The organism is Oceanisphaera sp. W20_SRM_FM3, from assembly GCF_052119705.1.
GTDB lineage: Bacteria > Pseudomonadota > Gammaproteobacteria > Enterobacterales > Aeromonadaceae > Oceanimonas.
Genome location: NZ_JBGQOP010000024.1, coordinates 22,260 through 42,176, shown reverse-complemented (window position 1 = coordinate 42,176; position 19,917 = coordinate 22,260). Strand labels below are relative to the sequence as shown.

Annotated in this window: 12 protein-coding genes; 8 read left to right on the top strand and 4 right to left on the bottom strand. The window is 49.3% G+C overall.

Annotation, left to right across the window (positions count from 1 at the left end; translation table 11 throughout):
• Positions 1 to 86 precede the first annotated feature (86 nt).
• Complete coding sequence (locus tag ACEN2G_RS12025) at positions 87 to 815, bottom strand: hypothetical protein (RefSeq protein WP_442021837.1); 729 nt, start codon at positions 813 to 815, stop codon at positions 87 to 89.
• 403 nt (positions 816 to 1,218) lie between these two features.
• On the opposite strand from ACEN2G_RS12025, the gene ACEN2G_RS12020 reads away from it, so the two are divergent.
• The 3 genes from ACEN2G_RS12020 (at position 1,219) to ACEN2G_RS12010 (ending at position 5,783) form a co-directional block, all read left to right on the top strand.
• The gene (locus ACEN2G_RS12020; RefSeq protein WP_442021835.1) at positions 1,219 to 2,808 is read left to right on the top strand and encodes a methyl-accepting chemotaxis protein; all 1,590 of its coding nucleotides are present in this window, start codon (positions 1,219 to 1,221) and stop codon (positions 2,806 to 2,808) included.
• A gap of 162 nt (positions 2,809 to 2,970) precedes the next feature.
• Positions 2,971 to 3,516: a biliverdin-producing heme oxygenase gene (locus tag ACEN2G_RS12015; protein ID WP_442021833.1), complete on the top strand. Its 546-nt coding sequence runs from the start codon at positions 2,971 to 2,973 to the stop codon at positions 3,514 to 3,516.
• A gap of 158 nt (positions 3,517 to 3,674) precedes the next feature.
• Positions 3,675 to 5,783, top strand: a complete 2,109-nt coding sequence (locus tag ACEN2G_RS12010; protein WP_442021831.1) for a diguanylate cyclase domain-containing protein — start codon at positions 3,675 to 3,677, stop codon at positions 5,781 to 5,783.
• Between the two features lie 97 nt (positions 5,784 to 5,880).
• Here the strand turns inward: ACEN2G_RS12010 and ACEN2G_RS12005 are convergent, their stop codons facing one another.
• Complete coding sequence (locus ACEN2G_RS12005; protein WP_442021829.1) at positions 5,881 to 7,245, bottom strand: DEAD/DEAH box helicase; 1,365 nt, start codon at positions 7,243 to 7,245, stop codon at positions 5,881 to 5,883.
• 335 nt (positions 7,246 to 7,580) lie between these two features.
• Here ACEN2G_RS12005 and ACEN2G_RS12000 point away from each other — a divergent pair, with 335 nt between their 5' ends.
• Complete coding sequence (locus ACEN2G_RS12000) at positions 7,581 to 11,507, top strand: hypothetical protein (protein WP_442021827.1); 3,927 nt, start codon at positions 7,581 to 7,583, stop codon at positions 11,505 to 11,507.
• Complete coding sequence (locus ACEN2G_RS11995; RefSeq protein WP_442021825.1) at positions 11,504 to 13,816, top strand: hypothetical protein; 2,313 nt, start codon at positions 11,504 to 11,506, stop codon at positions 13,814 to 13,816. The genes ACEN2G_RS12000 and ACEN2G_RS11995 overlap by 4 nt, the downstream gene beginning before the upstream one ends.
• Positions 13,817 to 14,525: 709 nt before the next feature.
• Here the strand turns inward: ACEN2G_RS11995 and ACEN2G_RS11990 are convergent.
• Both ACEN2G_RS11990 and trhA read right to left on the bottom strand, forming a co-directional pair.
• Positions 14,526 to 15,626, bottom strand: coding sequence for a TlpA family protein disulfide reductase (locus ACEN2G_RS11990; RefSeq protein WP_442021823.1), 1,101 nt, complete (start codon positions 15,624 to 15,626; stop codon positions 14,526 to 14,528).
• Positions 15,627 to 15,902: 276 nt separating this feature from the next.
• Complete coding sequence (trhA, locus tag ACEN2G_RS11985) at positions 15,903 to 16,556, bottom strand: PAQR family membrane homeostasis protein TrhA (RefSeq protein WP_442021821.1); 654 nt, start codon at positions 16,554 to 16,556, stop codon at positions 15,903 to 15,905.
• 588 nt (positions 16,557 to 17,144) lie between these two features.
• Between trhA and ACEN2G_RS11980 the strand changes: the two genes are divergently transcribed.
• The 3 genes from ACEN2G_RS11980 to ACEN2G_RS11970 all read left to right on the top strand — a co-directional run bounded on the left by ACEN2G_RS11980 (position 17,145) and on the right by ACEN2G_RS11970 (position 19,769).
• On the top strand, positions 17,145 to 17,867 hold the full coding sequence (locus ACEN2G_RS11980; RefSeq protein WP_442021819.1) for an N-acetylmuramoyl-L-alanine amidase: 723 nt from the start codon (positions 17,145 to 17,147) through the stop codon (positions 17,865 to 17,867).
• Between the two features lie 26 nt (positions 17,868 to 17,893).
• Positions 17,894 to 19,120: a nucleoside recognition domain-containing protein gene (locus tag ACEN2G_RS11975; RefSeq protein WP_442021817.1), complete on the top strand. Its 1,227-nt coding sequence runs from the start codon at positions 17,894 to 17,896 to the stop codon at positions 19,118 to 19,120.
• 352 nt (positions 19,121 to 19,472) lie between these two features.
• A complete protein-coding gene (locus ACEN2G_RS11970) occupies positions 19,473 to 19,769 on the top strand; it encodes a hypothetical protein (RefSeq protein ID WP_442021815.1) in 297 nt (98 codons plus the stop codon).
• Positions 19,770 to 19,917: the final 148 nt, after the last annotated feature.

The window sequence follows — 19,917 nt, the reverse complement described above, 5'->3', positions numbered from 1 at the left end:
TGAGCCTAACGCCGGATCCACTGCGTGGCGCCGTTATTTATGCCCAACAATGAGCTTAAAGCTGAAGGCCTCCGGCTGTCCTTCAGCTACTTCCTTATATAGCGTCGATAATCCGCCAGCTGGATAACGTTATCCGCCTGAGGTGGCGCTGGATAGGGGCAGGGAAAATTTCCCATTTTAGTATTGGGATACTCACGCTCAGATAAACCATCGCCAAAGCGATACAAGGTATCTTCCATCAAGCGCACCACAGGGAGAAATGAGGGGCTACTTCTACCACCAATTTTCTTGTTTAACTGATTGATGTGCATACCGAGCGCATAGCTTTGGTTATCGTCTAAAAAATCCAAGCCTTCTTGCTCGAGGGTATTGATCAACCAGCTGGCCGCATCCGAGATGTGCCCCTGAATGCTGAGGTCGGTATTACTGACCCATTGCGACTGACAAGGGTGATGAGTAAAGGCTTCAACCATATAAGGCACTTCATCATCATTAATGGCACCGCTGGCCACCGCCAAGTGCAGTGCTTCATTGCCCCAGCGCGCCAACAATACCTGCTCAAACTCTGCCTGAGTAGGCGCCACGCTAAAGGGCAGTAAGATCACATAACGGCTATGTGCCTCCATGGCGATCACAGTAAAGTAGGGATCGTACTGAGGGCCATGGGTGAGCACATGACATTGCCACGCCACTTGAAGGGTGTCGGTATGGAGTGTTTGGGTGCCAATGCGTTTGCCATTAGGGCTTGGCAGACGGGGCAGCGACACCTTGAGCCAGCGCACCATGGAATTGGTGAGAGAAAAAATCAGGTTCATGTGAGGCCTTGAAGGTTATTAATTAAGCAAATGATAATAAACTCTGCTGCTTGTTTGTAATCATACTGTTGCGCACACTAAATAAGTACTGGTATCAAGATGAAAATCTTATAAAAACATTGAATGTCAGCTGTTTTGCTTATAGTCTCTTTCTGCTTTTTTAGCGGGCATTCGTGGTCGCTGAATGCTTAACAGGGAAGGTTAAAGCGAGCGCCGCTCATGACACAAACAGTAGTAAAACGGTGGAAAACTGCCGTGAAACTACTGTAATACGGCCGTAAAGTAAACGACCTAAAAACAAGCGTCAGGCTGCAAAAATACCAAAAGTAGTCCCAATACCGAGACGGTTTTGGGCATGTATCATAAAATATGCGTATACCCTCTGTTATGTAAGGCACCCTCAATGAGAAATAATCACCCCGTTACTGACAGAGAGAAATCTTTTGTTGGCGAACAAAAGTTGATCACAGTCACCGACAAACAAGGCAATATTACCGAATGTAACGATGCTTTCGTGGAGATGAGCGGGTTTTCTCGCGAGGAGCTGCTGGGCCAACCGCACAATATTGTACGCCACCCCGATATGCCCGCTGCCGCTTTTGCGGTGATGTGGTCGCACGTTAAAGCGGGCAAGCCTTGGATGGGCGTGGTTAAAAACCGCTGTAAAGATGGCGGTTTTTACTGGGTCGACGCTTATGTGACGCCCATGACCCACAACGGCGAAATTATCGGCTATGAGTCGGTCCGCTCGGCACCTAAACGCGCAGACGTGGTACGTAGCCAACGCCTCTATGCTCAACTCCAAAAACAAGGCACCAGTCAAGGCTCCAAGAGTAGCTTCGGCTCTGTGCTAAATTTTTTGCGCCATGTCGCACCTTACCAGCTGTTTTTAGTGCTGGCGCTATTGGTCTGGGGTGGTTTATGGCAGTCAGGCAATAATACGCTGGCGCACCTTGTGTTGGCGTTGAGTGCGGTGGTTTACGCCGGCTGGGTCAGTCGTGCTCGCGCGGCGGATCTTACTTCGCTCAATGGTTTATTAAGCAAGGCATTTTCTCATGAATTGGCGGTGCAAAGTTACACCAATGACAAAGGCGGCGTGGGTAAACTAAAAGTGTCGATCTTAAGTGAGATTGCCCATTTAGGCACCGTGATCAGTCGTATCGAGAATGCCGCCAGCAATGTGGCTAAAGAAACCGAAACCGGCTTAAGCTTAACCGAAAATACGCGCTCCGAAATTGAGTGTCAGCAGTCAGAAACCGCGCAAGTGGCCACCGCCATGAATCAAATGAGCAGCACCATTCATGAAGTGTCGCGCCATGTGAGCGACACGTCTGTGGCGGCGGATACCGCTCATGAGCTGGTGATCAAAGGCTCGGCCATTGCCGAGGTGACTAAGCTGTCCATTGAGACCTTACGTAATACGGTGACTGATATTGGGGTGTCTGTGTCGGCCGTAGCCGAGCAAACCGATCACATTAATCGTGCGGCACAAATTATTGAGCAAATTGCCGACCAAACCAATTTGCTGGCATTAAATGCCGCCATTGAAGCGGCGCGTGCCGGCGAGCAAGGTCGGGGATTTGCGGTAGTGGCAGATGAAGTCCGTAATTTGGCCCAGCGTACCCAAGCATCTACCCAAGAGATTTACCAGATCATTAAAGAACTGACGGTGCGTGCCGATGATGCGGTGAAAGTGGTGCATCAAGGCGCGGCTAATGCCGATGCTGGCGTGGCACGCGTTGTAGAAAGCTCCGTCATGCTGGCCGGCATTGCCGAGTCTGTGAGCCAGATTGCGAATATGTCGACCCAAATGGCTGCGGCCGTCGAGGAACAAGCTCACGTGGCGGAAGAGATCAATCGTCAGGTGGTGAATATCTCCGGTCTTGCCGACTCCAGCGCCGACAGCGCCAGCCAAGCCTCGTCGTCACTCACACACTTAAAGGTTATCTCTGACGACCTACATGAGCTAGTGGTGCGCTTTAAGCATTCATAATATCTGATCAGTTTACTGCCGGCTGAGTGCATAACTTTCTACTATCGACAGTTATCACTCAGTCGTCAGTTTTTTGACTTCCTGACTAATGGCTGGCTAACTAACGGTTGCACCGCTGAGTGCTTGTCTTGATAATAACGCATTATAGATGCGGGTATTATTATGAAAAACAGTGCGGCGCTTGGCGCCTATCTTAAGCAAGCCACGCGCAGCGAGCACCAGCAACTAGACCAACATCCGCGGTTATCCCCACTTATGCACTCGGCATTGCAGTTGAGCGATTATCAGTCCGCTTTAACTGGGCTTTATGGCGGGCAAGTCGCGCTAGAGGCCGCGGTACAAGCAGGCCTTGATACGTTACAATTGGCCTATCCTTTGGTGTTGCGAAGCCCAGCCTTAGTGCGAGATTTAGGCGCGTTAAATGTGGCCTTGCCCGAGACTAACCTAGACTGCCCACTTCATCCCCGTACTTTTCAGACCAGTACGCTGAATATTCGTACCTTAGGTCAGCTGATCGGGGCTTTGTATGTATTAGAGGGCGCTAAGTTGGGTAGCCGAGTGATCGCCCGAAATGTTCAGCGTCGTTTAGGTGAGCAAGTAGCCGGGCAAGTCCCGAGTGAATTTTTCACAGGATCAGAATTCTCAGGATCAGAAAGTGGCACCATAGAGGGTCAAAGCCCGCTGAGCGATAGCTGGGTGCAATTTTAGCTCTTTGCTGAGCAACATTGCCCTGAGCAGCAATGGTCTATGGCGGCGCGGGCTGCACAACAGGCTTTTCAGTTATTTTTAATGAGTTTAAATACCCCCAGTAGTACTGATATTGGCGGTTAATAAGTCGATCTTCTCTTTTTGTTGGAATTACCCTTGTGCCTTCTAACCTAACTCCCGATTTAGTGGCACTTGCAGCCCAGTGTGCAAGCGAGCCTGTACATACGCCAGGCGCGATTCAGGCCAATGGTGGCTTAATTTATTTAGATGAAAAGTTACGCCACGTTTTGCAAGTGAGTGCCAATATAGAACAGGTATTAGGCGTCACTGTTGCACAGGCATTAAGCCGTAATGGCGCCCAGTTGCTGGGTGATAAATGCATTAAAAAACTGCTACAGCACCATGATAGCCAAGAGCAAACGCTTTTCAGCTTGACCATAAACCGCATTATTAACGACAAGCGCTGCCGGTTTAACGTGAATGGCTACCCACAAGCGAACGGCTATGTGGTCGAAATTGAAGCTATCTATTGCAGAGAAGAGCAGCGGCTACTGCCCAGCGTTAACCATTGGTTAGGACGGTTGGCACAAGCCGAAACCCAGGCTCAATTATTGCAATTACTCACCGAAGCGGTGCGCACTATTGCCGGTTATGACCGCGTGATGGTGTATCGGTTTGATGCCGATTGGCACGGTTGCGTGAGTGCCGAAAGTCGTACGCCACAGGCGGATCCTTACTTAGGCCATTCTTTTCCGGCCACGGATATACCAGCCCAAGTGCGCGCCTTGTATTTAGTTAATCCAATTCGCAGCATACCCGATGTTCAAGCGCCGGCAGTTACCATAATAAGCAGCCGCCCCGAGCACGTTGTGCTGGACATGTCATTGGGTATGCTGAGAGCCGTGTCACCCCAGCATGTGAGTTATATGCAAAACATGGGGGTACAAGCTGCTTTATCAATGGCGATTAAAGGCAAACATGGCCTGTGGGGGTTATTGGCCTGCCATGGTTTGGCCGCTAAACCCCTCTCTCCCTTGATACGAGATGCCATTTATAACTTGGTGCAAATGGGGACTCAACGGTTATTTTTGCTTAAGGCCCAAGCCGAAACTGCCTATTTACAACGGGTGCATGACTGTCGTGATCTCTTGGTAAAAGATCAACTCAAATTTTACGATCCCTTGACCCTGCTAGAACAGCAAAGCCATGCTTGGCTTAGTTTGTTTAGTGCCTGCGGCGTGGCCTTGGTGTACAACCAGCAAGCCTTCAGTAAAGGGGGAGTACCTAACAACTACGTGTTGTTAGCGATAGCTAGCTGGTTAAATGGCAATCACCACCATAGCGGTGCTTGGGTTAGCCAACAGCTCGCCAGTCATCCATTAGCCGTTGATCTTAAATTGGATGCGCACACTGATTTGGCCGACTGTTGCGGTTTATTGGCCGTGCCGCTGGCGCTACCCATGTGCGGCGAGCGCGGTTGGTTACTGCTGTTTCGCCCTGAACGATTGATTAACTATCAATGGGCAGGGCGCTTAGAAGCTGAATCGTCTATGGCCCATGGAAAGCGAATATTATCCCCCAAGCGTTCCTTTGAGATTTGGCAGCAGCAGATACAAGATCAAAGCGAGACTTGGCTAGCACGAGAACAACGAGCGGCCATCGATATCGGCGAGAATATTACGATGTCGATTTTGGTTAAGTCGATAAGCGATCTTAATGGCAATTTAACCCATGCTAATCGTCAGCTCGAACATATCGCCACCACGGATGCGCTCACTCGAGTCTGGAATCGTTATCGTATTGAGCAAGCATTAAACGAGGGCATCCAGCATGCCGCAGACTCGGTGCAACCTTTAAGTTTATTATTGCTGGATGTGGATTTCTTCAAACGGATTAACGATCAACATGGCCATGAAGCCGGTGACCGAGTGTTGATTAATTTAGCTCAAGTGATCACGCGCTCGCTGCGTGACAGCGACTGTTTAGGTCGGTGGGGCGGCGAGGAGTTTATTGTTATGGCCCAGCACTGCCATTTAGAGCACGGTAAAAGCTTAGCCGAGCGCATTCGCCAAGCCGTGTTGTCCGCCGACTTTGGTGACGTGGGCCCTGTAACGTTAAGCATAGGGGTGAGCAGTTGGCGCTGCGGTGATACGCGCTCTAGCTTGGTAGAGCGAGCCGATCAGGCCATGTATGCGGCAAAGCAAGCGGGACGTAACTGTGTTAGAGCCGAGCACTGCGAAGATAAACTCGCTATTAAGATCAGCTGAGGTTGGCACCTTTAGCCCGCCCACACACGAGAACCAAAAATACCGAGGCTAAGCTCGGTATTTTTGAGTTAATAAAGGGGGTGTTAACTTGCTGCTGTTACTTGGTGCGTTTAGTCATATTACGGCGGTTGGCTTTTTTATCGCGCGGCGGACGTTTGCTGTGTTGCTCATTACTCGGCTTATCGGTAACCGCAAAGCCTGCCAATGGCTGTAAGGGCAAGGCTTCCCCCGTTAACTCACGAATGGCCGCCAAAGACTTAGCTTCGCCATGGCTCACCAACGAAATCGCCATGCCTGTTAAGCCGGCACGCGCGGTACGACCCACGCGGTGCACATACACAGGGGCACTTTCTGGTAAGTCCAGATTAACCACTACCGGTAGCGCTGTTACATCAATGCCACGGGCTAACAAGTCGGTGGCCACCAAGACATTAATATCTCCCTGTTTAAAAGCCAATAAGGCCTGATCTCGTTCCGTTTGATCTTTTTCGCCATGTAGCGCCAGCGCCACTATGCCGGCCTTATTAAGGCGCTTACTTAAACTATCTGCACTGTCGCGGGCATTAATAAACACCAATACTTGCAGCCCACTTAATTGCTCTTTAAGGAGTGCTATCAAGGCTTGGGCCTTGCTGCCTTTATTGACCAAATAACAAGTTTGCGCGACACCTGCAACCACGCTGTTTTGATGACCCACGGCAAAACGATGGGCATTAGGCGATAACTGCTGCAATTGCTCGGCTAACTCATTAGGCAAAGTTGCCGAAAACAACAGCTGCTGTTGCAGTGCAGGCATGGCACTCATTAACTTTTGCACATCGGGCCAAAAGCCCATTTCTAACAAGCGATCTGCTTCATCTAACACCAAATGCTGCACGCCTTTTAACGAGATCAGCTTTTGCTTGAGCAAGTCTAATAAGCGACCCGGAGTCGCCACCACTAATTGTGGCGTTAGCTGATTAAAATCAGCCACTTGTTGTTCGAGATCTACACCACCGCATAAGGTACCCACGTTAAGCTGCATGCTCGCGGCCAAGGGCGTTAATACGGTGCTAATTTGTGCGGCCAGCTCACGGGTAGGCACTATGATCACCGCCTGCATATAGGCGCGACTAAAAGAGGGCGGCGCGACAGCGTCATCAAAGCTGTCTTTAGCTAAATCAAGGTTGTTACTAAAGTTGCTGTTACTAAAGCGCTCAAATTCACGCACCTGCTGTGCCGCGGCAACTTTCGACATCGCAAGCTGTACGGACAACTGCTGCAAGAGGCCTAGACCAAACGCCAGCGTCTTGCCGCTGCCGGTGGGTGCTAACGCCAACACATCTTGGCCATCAATAATGGAGGGCAAGGCTTGTGCTTGTATCGCAGTAGGGAGTTGGCAGTCGTTAGGCAGCGCAGCCACCAGATTGGGGTGCAGATTAAGCTCGGCAAACGTCGTCATGTTAGGCGTGGGATTAGGCATAGTTAACACTCATCAAAAAATACGTGTATTCACCACACGCATGAAGCACATCTACTGGCAACTCGGCCGCCAATAGGTATAAAAAGCAAGACGCGCAGTGTAACAGTGCTATCCCTCAAGTAAACCATATCGTTAAAGTGAGGTTTTGCAGTTTTAATCACTATTATTTTTAATGTAGCCTCGGGGAATTTTGAAACCTTGCAGCATAAAGTTCTGAATAAGCTGGGTTTTGTTTGTTTATTAAACAGTATGGCGCCAAGCGACTGGCAAATAGAGGAATCATGTCTAGACTCAATTGGATGTTTTTGAACCGCTGTCTATTGCATGAGTGAGGTGTGACTCCTTTTATGAAGAGTTATCAGCAGTTTTATCATTCACAAATTAAGCGGGCGCAAGTAAGCAATGGCGATCAAGCGCTGGCCGGTTTGATCACCATCAATGGGCCGACCGGCTTGGGTAAGACCTCGGCCATTACCGAGCCCAGCCCGAAAGGTGATCGCTCGGTACTCAGCGAGTTAATGGCAACCCAGCTACAAGGTGTTTTTATTACCCATAGGTGGAATATTCTGCATCAAGTGGCCGCCGATGTGCAGGCGCAAGGGTTTACCGTTAGTGTGATCTATGCTCGCCAAGAGCAAGTGTTGGCAGCGGTGTTAGGTCGTCCTTATGCGCATGAAGATCCAAACTTAGCACACGGTGACTGGTCGCAACATCTGGCGTCGTTAACTGCCGCTGGTTTATGGGTGAATGCCTGGTGTAGCGTGGCGCAGTTAGGTGAGCTGTGCAGTACTATTAAGCGTTTGGCGCTGCAGTTACAAAACTTGGCGACCTGGCCAAACTCGGACGACTTAAAGCAGCAGTGTGAATACGATTTAAATGTGGCCTGTAAGCAATTAGAAACCGCTATTTTACAAAATATGGCGCAGCTTAAGCCCACAGCTAAACAAGAGCAATCTAATGGCAAGCGACGGCGTCAGCTAGGTGTAACGACCCTAAGCCAGTCGCCTTGGCATCAATATCGTGCTCACCCTTGGATCCGTCGCTTGTTGCCTGCCGTGGCTTGGCATGACGAACAGCAGCCATTATTGATAATGAGTACGCAAAAGTTTTATCACGGCTTTTATGATGGTATGCAACGCGCGCGCATGGCAGATGCAAAAACTCACGGCCATGTTATTTTTATCGATGAGTTCGAGTATCAAGAGCCGGTATTATTATCGTTATTAAGCCAAGCTCAGCGCATCCAAGAGATACCACAATGCTTGGGCGTGTTACTTGATGAAGGAATGCGCGCCATACCGAGATTTCGCGCCGCGAATCGCCAAGATGAACATCTGAATCGAGTATTAGACGAGCTCGAACAACATTTCACGGATACCCAAGCGCGCCTTAAAGAACAAGGTATTCTCTTCCCTCGGCACCGTGCCTTGATCCAAGACGAGCATAGCCCGTTTATTAGCCGTTATTTATTTCACTCGGATTACACCATTACCGATAAGCCGACGTATTTACTGCCCCAAGATCACAGCTTGCTCGTAGCCAATACGCCGTCTGCAAATAGCGTGAATGCGGGCTACTTTTTTTCTGAGCTTGAGCAGTTGTTACGCCATACCTTAGCCGTATTGGCGCGCCTGCCGATAGAAGCACAGCTGGGATCAGGTAATAGTGTACGGAATGAGTTTATGCACTTGTTGTTTAATGGCGTTAACGACTATAGAAGTGGTCATTATCAACGCCATTTCAGTTGGGCGGTGCTAATGGGAGACGCGCCAAATACTCACTTGCCAGAACTGGCTGAATTAGCCAAAACTAACACCTTGCCTCATACCCAAGCGCAATTACATGGTTTTAGTTGCTGGCTATTTACGCCCGCAACAGAGCAAATCGACAAACTGCGCATTAGGCAGAAGCGCGCCCATATACCCACCACGCCTGAGGCTCTGCTGGTTGCCTTGGCCAGTCGCAATCTGGTCTTTGGCTTATCCGCCACCGCTATGCTGGCGCGCACTGTGGGACATTTTGATATGAGATGGGTATATGGCGCCTTGCATGAAATTAGCCGAGCGCGTCAGTTAGCCAGTACTACGTCTGACAAGCCGGAACCGCAGCCTATCCCCATCACACCTAATGCGGAGAGTGACTCAGCCCAACAGCAGTTAATTCAGCATTTACAGCATATTAAAGCCGATCGCCGTAATAATCAGTTTGAGCTGCAGGTAACGGACTTTACCGAGCATACTTCACCGGTCGGCCAATGTATTAGGCAAGCCTTAGCGCAATTACCGGCGGATTTCTTTCAAGATGATAACCAAGCGACGTTAAACACGGCTATCTCAGAGACTGCCCTTGAATACCGAAGCCACAGTCTGCATGCCATGCTGCGTATTATTTGTCTGGCGGCAGTCAGTGAGGAGTACCATCTTGGGCATTTAGCCTATGCCAACTCGATTCGCTTCATGCGTAAATGGCTGGAGTGCCCATCGGCACAGGCCAGTCGAGCCTGCTTAGCATCTGTGCTCAGTGTAAAGCCAGCTGCAGAGCAAGCGGGTTTTGAGACTTTTTTAGATTCTTCCAGCTTTGTGCCGCTGTGGTGTAGCGGTCAGCCTTTGATCCTGTGCTTGCTTACCGCTCAAAGCCAACGCGACCTCATGTTTGCTCAACATTATGCTCAAGCCTTTTCGAGTGGCGTTAAGGTAGTGGTACTCACTCAGGTGGCATCGGCCACCAACGGTATTAATCTTAATACGCCAATGTTGCGCCATGGCCAGCTACAAGATCAGGATTTAAGCTGTTTATATTTGTATGAAGGTCGCCATTTTTACTTTTCGCCGCCTCAACAACAGCCTGGTCAGCCGCCCATGGTTGATACCGGCTTTCATCTTCGCCAACTACAAAAGTTACGCCAAGCAAGTTACTTAAGTGAGTTCGATTATCGGCACTTTATTGCCAGCTTAATGCAAGGCAACGCCCGCGAAATTAGTCGTCTGAACAATCAATTTTACAAAAATACCTTTGATTATGTGCTGAATCTCACCGCAGACGTGCAGCAACAAGTTGGCCGTATTGAGCGGGTATGGGCACCTATGGCACACACCCGAGTAGTCATACACAACACGCTAGCAGATACCTTGCAGCAATATGCTGATGATCCCCACGGCTATGCCCAGCATAAGCCTATGCTGAGTTGCTTAAATCAGGGGGTGTTTGCTGCTTTGCAAGAGCGCCAAGATCCGCAGTCGGCACTGGCACTGTTATTTAGTTCAATACAAGACGCGCAGCAAATAAAAGAAGTGATAGATCAGCATTTAATAGGACGGATCCGCCGCTCTCGGGAGCCTGACCAGCAGGTTATTGACGTAACCGCGCTACAACGCACCTGGGAAACGCTGGGCCGAGCCGCCTTGCGTCGCGATCTTGCATGCCAATTTAGTGGCCAAGATCTGGGGCTACCTTGTGCAACCATCACCTTAAAAGAGTGGGCCTGTATTATCTTACCGGCTGGCGCCGATCCGGTGACAGGGGTATGGCGACGGCCAGATAATCGCTTTATGGCATCGTCCAGCCCAGAGGCAAGTCGTTATCGACTGGCGCCCTTATATCGCTGGGTTAATCATCATCAAGCCATTAATCAATGGTTCAAACGTCATGGTTATGCAACCAGCGGTGAGATAAATAGCGGTTTAGAAGAGCAGTATTTATTTCACCCGGCTTTTAGCCAGCGCATCCTACAAGGGCGTATAGGAGAAGAAAGCATTCGCGCCTTGTTTGCTGCCAACCAGTTGTCGACTCATAGCGGCCTATTACACAAACACACCTTAGAAGTGTATGACTTTCACTTAAGCGGCACGCCCCTGTATGTGGATGCTAAATATTGGGGCTTAAACTCCCTCGCTCAGGCAGAAGCCAAGTTTCAAGCTTGGCTAGCCGCACCCGCGTCAGTTGATAACTATTGGCAGGCTTTGAGCGACAAGGTGAAGCAGCTACGCCAATACGGTGACCCTAACGCCCGATTGGTGGTGATTAACTTAGTGGGCTCAGAGGCCGATGCCAGTTTAAAGGGCGTAGATTTATCGCTGGCGCCGACCGATATCGCCACGGCGCCCATTTTAGTGCTGGCCGGTGCTTTGCATCCGGAACACCCTAATAGCATCACCTCAGGTTTTAACGGTCTTTGTGAATTAGCTCACCGTTATTTAGCGCAGAGTTATATTAACCCGCAGTCAACCTCCTATATAAATCCGTCACTTAAGGAAGAGTCATGAGTGTCTTGAAAACGTCGTTATTAACCTATCGAGATGATGGCATTAAGGTAGAAAAAGCCGACTTACTGCCGGTCTACCGCTATCCATTAACCATGGCTGGTGTCAAATTCTGGCAATGGCGTGAATGCCTGGACACTCAGCTGTCGGCCCATTCTTATCCCTATTATTTGTGTGGTCCCTACTTATATGTGGCATTGCAAAACGAGTCAGACCGCTTACCCATTATTAAAGCCGATGACGGCTCCGAGCTGGTACCAGAGCGCGTCAGCTATGCCCCTGTGCATAATCATATTTGGCTAAAATTGCTCTTGCGCCGCGTAGGCCATCAAGCAGGAAAAACTCAAGGCTATCGCGCCTTGGGCAAGCCGCTATTAAAACTGGACGAATGGGCTGGCGCCAACCCTGGTGTTGAGACCATAGACATAGACGCAGTCGTGCGCCAGCGCCGCGATAAATGTACGACCGAAGTGCAGCTTAGCTTTAGTAACGTGATGCTACGTAAACTGAAAGTGGGCGAGGCTAGGCGCGGCCGATTATGGGAGCGGGGCCAAGATGGCTGGTTTGCGCGCTGGTTTTGTGGCCAAGGTAAAGAAGAGGCGGTGTTATACCGAGAAATCGTTAAGTCCAAAAACACCCGTCAGCAGCGACCTTTTTTAGACTTAACCTCGCCTAAAGGCCTCAATGCCAGCCGCAGTTATGTTATTCAACAAGTGGTAGAAACCTTCACAGAATTGGCTCTTGGCTATGGCTTTGTTTTACAAGCCGAACAGTTGAACATCACGCATTATGAGGCGCACCATAAAGAAGGCCAGCAACGCTTAGCCTCATTGCCGGTTGCTAACTTTCCAATAACCTTAATTGATGCACGTGAAAATATAGAGATCCCCTTTGCCAAGCTGCAGCCTTTTTTTCAATCCTTGCTCACCAAACAGGGCGTTGAGGTTGAGCTACGCCTGCCGCTCGCGCCCACGAATGACTTGCATGATATTTGTTTTTTACCCCAGCAGCGTTATTTAGTGATATTGGATCAAGGTAAAGGCTTGCCCGATGATCCTTATCATATTACGCAGGGTAAAATGCACGCCGTGCCCAATGCCGCCGTCCAGCACCTGATCATTAATCCTAATGAAATGGACGCGAAAATTAATATTGAGCAGTGGTTTAGTCGAGATGAAGAAGACCAGATAACCGAGGTCCATAAAGACTATTACGCCTATCAGTTTGCCGATCTTTTAGCCTGTGCCAATAGCTTGGCCATTAAATTGGCCGTGTGTGTGAAAGAACTGCATTTTAAGCAATTAATGCGCGACCCCTGTGCCCGCATCTCTGGCTATTTACCATGGCATGCGGCACACCTAGCCGATATTAGCTTGGTTGCCGAAGGCTGTCTGTTCACTGTACAAGACGATCGGCCGCAGGTGTTGCCCTTAACCTTATCTGATCCCTCAACGCGGTTGCGTTTAAATGCGCTATTGGCACGGCATAACATAGACTGCCAAACGTTGTTAGCGACACTGCTCCAGCAATGGCCTTATGGTTATAGCCCGCAGCAAGAGATCAATACAGACGTCGATAAGTTTATAAAAAAGCAGGTGATTTTATTACAAGGCCAGCAACAGCTGTTACTACAAAGCCCCCAGCACCATACGCCTATTTTAACGCCGCAAGGGCTCGGTGAGATAACGCCTATCTTGGCTGGGCGCAAAGAAAACTATCCCTTGGCCAGCTGGCGCTTACCGCATGACTACCAATATAAGCCGAGGCCTGCAGTGCTACGCCAAATGTTGATCACTGGAGAAACGGTGTCTGAGCATATGTTGCAAAAGTTACTAACCCATTTGCCGCAGCTGTGTCTCGACTGGCAACAGGTGCTGGTCGAGCAGGGAGCATTGGAAAAGGTGAGTTTTGAGCCGCTGCGCAAGGCCTTTAATAAGCGTGCTGAGCTTAGCGTAGGCAAGGATAAAAATCTGTTTGGTCTCTGGTGGCAATGGTTGTCCGCTACTCTTAACCGACCTATCTATGATCCACGAGTTTGGTTGCGCTCGATACCTGGATTAAAAGGGTTATGGCTTGATGAGGCAAAGGGCGTTTATTTAGTCGGTCAGATAAGTAACCTTAAATTAAAGCTCATGCGCCAACCTAGTATTTACCGTTGGCATGCCTTGCGCGGCGAGCTTAACGCCGACACCTTGATGCCGCTGCTGGATGTAGACTTTGTGCGCATGGGGAGCTTGGCGGGCAGAGTGTATCCACACCTGTTTATTCGGCTGTTTAAAGAGCTTGAAAAACTGGAGCAAGCATACGGTTAGCGGCTAGCACGTTACATTCGTAGTTATGTAAGTGATGCTTAGTTAGTGCTTCGTTATGCCAACATGCTTGACTTCATGCATAAAAAAGCGCCTTGTTTAGGCGCCGTACTAAAGCTTTAGTCAGCATTGCTCATTGAGCTCGCTGGTCTTTATTAAGCTCCATACCAGTACACGGCAAAGTAGTGACATGTGGTGTCGCCCAATACCCATTGGATTATCCTCGGCAGTGGTGCAAAGTTAGATTTATTGGCATTAATGCTGAATATGACAAGATTGATGCCACCGGGATTTAAGAACATGGTTAAGAACAGAGCTGAAGAAAATTGGTTAAGCCGGAGGTCGCAATGAGAATTACACCCATACGCACAGAGCAAGACTACAATGCTGCCATGGATAGCATTGATGAGCTGTGGTGTTCCCACCTGACCCAATAGAGGCCATTAAGTTTCGCATAGAGCAGCAGGGGTTAACTAAAGAAGATATGGTGCCGTTTTTTGGCCATCGTAGCCGAGTCTCTGATGTTTTGAACAGAAGGCGTAAGTTAAATTTGGGGATGATAAGAAGTTTGTCTGATGGGTTAAAGATCCCTTTGGAAAGCCTTATTTCTGATTACAGCCTAGTGGCTGGGCATTAAACACCTGAAGCGGGGCCGTTGGCCCCGCGTATAACACAAGATTATTTACGTTCGTTGAAGTTCTGAGCGACCTAATTATGGTGCCAATATCGTTGTGACTGCGCTATTAAGGTTCGTGTCTTGCGGGCCGATTAACTGGCTCCATTTACCCTGGCCATTAATCAATACCACACTGGGAATTTGCTGAATACCAAATTCACGAAACAGGGCGCCGTCGGTATCTAGCGCCACAGGCACTTTTACTTCCGTGGTTTCAAGATAGCTGTCTACATCAGCTTGCTCGGTCCACAGTCCTGATGCTACGGCTAGCCACTCAATATCATCACGCTGACTCAGCTTGTTCACGTTTTCTCGTACCCGCGTGCATGCCACAGAGGTCTCGGGTTTACTTTCCTCAAGATACGACTCACACCAAGTAGCAAAAAAGACCAGCCCTAACGGCTTATCGACATTGGTGCGTGCTACATCAAGGGTTTTTCCCTCAAGCGTGCGCACGGTTAACCCAGTAATGGTATCCCCAAGCTTCAATGCATCATCTGCGACCGATACCCGCTTTGTGTCTTGCACCGGCGCGGGGTGTTCGCCGTCATCTGTTAATAGTTTTTGTAGCGCATCCTTTAATTCCTGATCATCGCTGTGGCCCACGTACGCAATGCGACCACTGCGGTCTATCAGCACATGTTGTGGCGTGACACGTAAATTAAATACCTTAGCCAAGGTGCCGTCGTCCACGGCAACTGGCATGGTTAAACCCAGCTTTTTACGGTACCCGGCCGCTGCTTTGGCTGTATCGGCAAACCCAGTATTAACTGCTACCACCTGAATCTCATCACCGTGAGCTTCTTGAAATGCTTGAAAGCTAGGCATTTGTTGGCGACATGGCACACACCAAGTCGCCCAAAATTTGAGGTATATCGGTTTATGGCCGTAAAGCTTGGTCAGATCTAACGCATCTCCCTCTAAAGTGGTCAACACCGCTTTGGGCCCTGGCTGACCAATCAGATTCTCTCCCGCTTTTTTAGCTCGTTGCTCGCCATCAGCATCTTGATCATAAGGCTGCTCAACGTCAGTGACCTCTTGGTTAGCAAGCGCGTCTTGTGCCTGAACTAAGCCAGCATTTGTCAATGACGCGATTAATAGCATCGCAAGCGATAAACGAGGAGTGTGAGTGCGCATAAAATCATCCTGTAAGTGGGTGAGGTGGACTAGATGTGAAGCATACGTAGCAATCGTGACTAAGCCCAGACTTTACTTGTTTGAGCAGGCGGCTCCAGACAGAGGCGTAGTGTAGATATCTATTCGGCTCCATTCGTATACTTATGAAATTATCCAAACACCCTCACTATTGAATATAACGCTATTTTATCTAAAGCTGTGTTCTCTGCGTCACCTATACCTTCATCATGCAGTCTCACATGGTCGTATAACTAACAGAGGTGGGGCTGGCTTCCATTAGGCTCCATACCAGTACACGGCAAAGTAGTGACATGTGGTGCCGCCCAATACCCACAAGTGCCAGATGAAGTGGCCGAAGGGCAGGCGATCATCAAACACAAAAAAGATGACGCCGAGGCTATAGCTGACGCCACCAGCCACGAGCAAATAGATCCCATCAATCGGCATTGCTGCGATGAGAGGTTTTAACGCTACGACTATTATCCAGCCCATTAATAAATAGAGCCCAGTAGAGAGCGCCAAGGGTAAGTGCTGGGCAAATACTTTTAAAAATAGGCCGAGCAAGGCGATGCCCCACACGACAGTCAGCAAGGCCCAGCCCCAAGCGCCATATAAAACGCCGAGCAGAATAGGGGTGTAGGTACCGGCAATGAGCAAAAAAATCGCGCAGTGTTCAAGCACCCTAAAAGCATGTTTGGCTTTGCCTTGCGGTAAAAAATGATAAAGAGAAGAGCTGAGATACATAAAAATAATGGTGATGGCGAATAGGCTGGCGCCCACTACAAATAAGGTGTCGCCCATGCGCGCGGCCTGCATAGTTAACAAAGGCGCGCCCACAAGAGCGGCAATCAGTCCTAAGCCGTGGCTAATGGTGTTGGCCGCTTCTTCGGCTTTGGTTTGCGTTCTTGAGTGACCCTTGCGATGAAACATAGCTAGGCTCCGGTTTGGGCAAATAAAACAAAGGCAGCAGGCGGTGTTACTCGTTAGTACTTATATAGATCATAACTAAGCCATGTGTTCAAGCCTGATCAGCGTTCAGCACGATACTGAGCAAGTTTGGATGAGGATTATCTATATTATGCCAACATACTTATTCGTATAAGAAAATGGCAGTAAAACGCAATCCTCCTGTGAAAAACTGCAATGAATGGCTAACAAGATAAATAACGCTGATGGTGCGCATGATGAATGGACAGGGTATTCGGACTTTTCTTCACCGTGTTTAAGCACTGACTGCATCGGCTCTGTGGCTGAAATAACCCAGTTAACCCTGTATCCTTCGTCATTATAAAAAATAGGTCGGCAGCTTTACGTCGAGGGTAATCAGCTGAAATAATTCGTCACTACGAAACGGCTACCGCAATTTTAAAAATGGGTATTAAAAAAGCGTACAGTTAGAGAATGGCGCTTATAAATTGACAGGGATCACGCATGAAATTTCGCGGGTGTATATGGATATGTGGGCTGCTGCTGTTAACTGGCTGCGCTGAGCTTAAGTTTAATGATAGCTATCAAGCTATGAGCCAAGATAGCCGAGTACAGTATATAGTGCTGCATTACACGGCCAGTAAATTGTCACGCTCGTTAGAGGTACTAACCCAAGGCCAAGTGAGCAGTCATTACTTAATCTCTGAACCCGAAACAGCCAAACAAGCGGCCACCATCTATCGGTTAGTCGATGAAAACCAACGCGCTTGGCACGCGGGCGATAGCCAGTGGCAGGGCCGTACTTGGTTAAACGCTAGCTCCATTGGCATTGAAATGGTGCATGTGGGTTACATTGATACGCCAAAAGGCAGGCAATGGCAGCCCTGGAGCGAGCCACAAATTGACGCCTTAATCGTATTATTAAAAGACATTATGCAACGCCATAACTTAGCAGCTAACAGCTTAACTGCAGACCGCATAGTCGGGCACAGTGATATAGCACCGCAGCGTAAATTGGATCCGGGCCCGCTTTTCCCGTGGCAACGGTTAGCTAAAGCCGGCTTAATTCACTGGCCATCGCCAACATTGGTGACCAAGCATCAAGCAATGTTTAATAAACAATTGCCGCCCCTTGCTTGGTTTCAAACTCAGCTGGCCGAGGTAGGCTATAAAGTGCCGCAGCATGGAAAATTAGATAAAGAAACCCGCAATGTAGTGGCGGCATTTCAGATGAAATACCGACCCGCGCGTTTTGATGGCGAGCCCGATGCCCACACAGCCGCACTCTTATTAGCACTCAATGAGCGGCATTAATTATTAACCCGGCAGGAGCAGAGTAGATGTTAAACGGCTTATGGCTAAGTTTTTTCTTGGTGGCCACAGTGGCGGGCGTCGTGCGCTGGTGGGGCGGCGAACCCGAGATCTGGGCGGCCATGGTCGAAAGCCTGTTTGCTATGGCCAAATTGTCTGTGGAGATTATGCTGTTGCTGTTTGGCACACTGACGCTTTGGCTGGGCTTTTTAAAAATTGCCGAACAAGCGGGCTTAGTCGACACCTTAGCTAGATTACTGGGGCCGTTATTTGCCAAATTAATGCCAGAAGTTCCCCGTGGCCACCCCGCTCTGGGTTTAATTACCCTCAACTTTGCCGCCAACGGCTTAGGGCTAGATAATGCCGCCACGCCCATTGGCTTGAAAGCCATGCGCTCGCTTCAAGAGTTGAACCCATCCGACAGCAGTGCCAGTAACGCGCAAATCTTGTTTTTAGTGCTTAATGCCTCTTCGCTCACTTTGTTGCCAGTTAGCATTTTTATGTATCGCGCACAGCAGGGCGCCGCCGATCCTACTTTGGTATTCTTGCCCATTCTCTTGGCCACCAGTGCCTCCAGTTTAGTGGGGCTGTTAACGGTGGCTTTTATGCAGCGCCTGCGCATTTGGCACCCAGTGGTGCTGGCCTATTTAGTACCCTGTGCCTTACTGCTGGGATTGTTTATGGCGTTTCTTGCTACCTTAAGCGCGACTGCTTTGGCGGGCTTTTCGTCGTTACTGGGTAATCTGACGCTATTTGGCATCATTATCAGCTTTATGCTGCTGGGCATGGTGCGCAAAGTGGCGGTTTATGAAACCTTTGTGGAAGGCGCGAAAGAGGGCTTTCAGGTCGCCAAAGACTTGCTGCCGTATTTAATTGCCATGCTGTGTGCGGTGGGGGTATTACGCGCCTCCGGCGCATTAGAGTTTGGCTTAAACGGCATTCGCTGGCTGGTGGAGTGGTTGCACTGGGACACCCGCTTTGTGGATGCGCTGCCCACGGCGCTGGTTAAACCTTTCTCGGGCAGTGCGGCGCGAGCCATGCTCATTGAAACCATGCAAAGCCAAGGGGTTGACAGCTTTGCCGCCTTGGTAGCAGCCACCATTCAAGGCAGCACCGAAACCACCTTTTACGTGTTGGCAGTGTACTTTGGTGCCGTGGGCATTAAACGTGCCCGCCATGCCGTAGGCTGCGCACTACTTGCCGAGCTGGCGGGTGTATTGGCAGCCATCGCCGTTTGCTACTGGTTTTTTGGGTAGGGTAATACGCCGCATTTGTGTTAGCAGGGTAGTTAACTAGGACTATATAAATTATGCCAACATACATAATTTGATTTGAAACATCGGCTCGAACTTGCTGCTCTTAATATAAATAAAGAAAATCCTGTGTTTCTAGCATGTAAAGAGCTACAGCCGATAGGGCGCGAGTTTACGATGTTTTTGGTTGCTATCTCGGTGTCCGCGGTCACTGTGGCATTTATTAGAGCAGCATTATCATTAACGCCTTCGCCACTTTATGGATCGCCATCTACCTGATTGACATCAGCGGCGCAGGCTGGTTAATGCTCGACCTTTGACTTGCAAACAATGGATTTATTAGGAGTATAGGGTTATGGACAACAAGCAAGCCGATAGAAAACAAGAGTACTTAGACTATCTGCAAGCCTCGTTTAGAGATTATTTTGTCGACTTTGAGCAGTCAGCTATAGAGCGGGCGAAGGCGAAAAGCTTTATCAATGGCTTAATGGTGGCGGGCAAGATTTTTGGCGTGACCTCTGAAGAATTACAGCAAGCGTTATCGCGCGAGCAAAGCCATCGAGTAAGTGATTCCACCAAAAGGGCCCTTGAAGGACAAGACTTGATAGAAATACCCGCCTACATTCGGTTTCCTAAACAGCCTAAAAGTTGAATGAGCTCAAGCATATAAAGAGCAGGGCGCTTGGCTAAAGCGTGCAGCCGAGATGTTGGCAAGCCCAAGCGGGATTTTTAAAGAAATCCCGCTGATACGGGACCAGCAGCCAAAGCGCTGGGCTACAAGGTCTGGCGCTTTTTGGCTT

What these genes read in the sequence shown, in the direction of transcription:
- ACEN2G_RS12025 (WP_442021837.1), bottom strand. Translation starts at nt 815, where the DNA reads ATGAACCTGATTTTTTCTCTCACCAATTCCATGGTGCGCTGGCTCAAG.
- ACEN2G_RS12020 (WP_442021835.1), top strand. Translation starts at nt 1,219, where the DNA reads ATGAGAAATAATCACCCCGTTACTGACAGAGAGAAATCTTTTGTTGGC.
- ACEN2G_RS12015 (WP_442021833.1), top strand. Translation starts at nt 2,971, where the DNA reads ATGAAAAACAGTGCGGCGCTTGGCGCCTATCTTAAGCAAGCCACGCGC.
- ACEN2G_RS12005 (WP_442021829.1), bottom strand. Translation starts at nt 7,245, where the DNA reads ATGCCTAATCCCACGCCTAACATGACGACGTTTGCCGAGCTTAATCTG.
- ACEN2G_RS11995 (WP_442021825.1), top strand. Translation starts at nt 11,504, where the DNA reads ATGAGTGTCTTGAAAACGTCGTTATTAACCTATCGAGATGATGGCATT.
- ACEN2G_RS11990 (WP_442021823.1), bottom strand. Translation starts at nt 15,626, where the DNA reads ATGCGCACTCACACTCCTCGTTTATCGCTTGCGATGCTATTAATCGCG.
- trhA (WP_442021821.1), bottom strand. Translation starts at nt 16,556, where the DNA reads ATGTTTCATCGCAAGGGTCACTCAAGAACGCAAACCAAAGCCGAAGAA.
- ACEN2G_RS11980 (WP_442021819.1), top strand. Translation starts at nt 17,145, where the DNA reads ATGAGCCAAGATAGCCGAGTACAGTATATAGTGCTGCATTACACGGCC.
- ACEN2G_RS11975 (WP_442021817.1), top strand. Translation starts at nt 17,894, where the DNA reads ATGTTAAACGGCTTATGGCTAAGTTTTTTCTTGGTGGCCACAGTGGCG.
- ACEN2G_RS11970 (WP_442021815.1), top strand. Translation starts at nt 19,473, where the DNA reads ATGGACAACAAGCAAGCCGATAGAAAACAAGAGTACTTAGACTATCTG.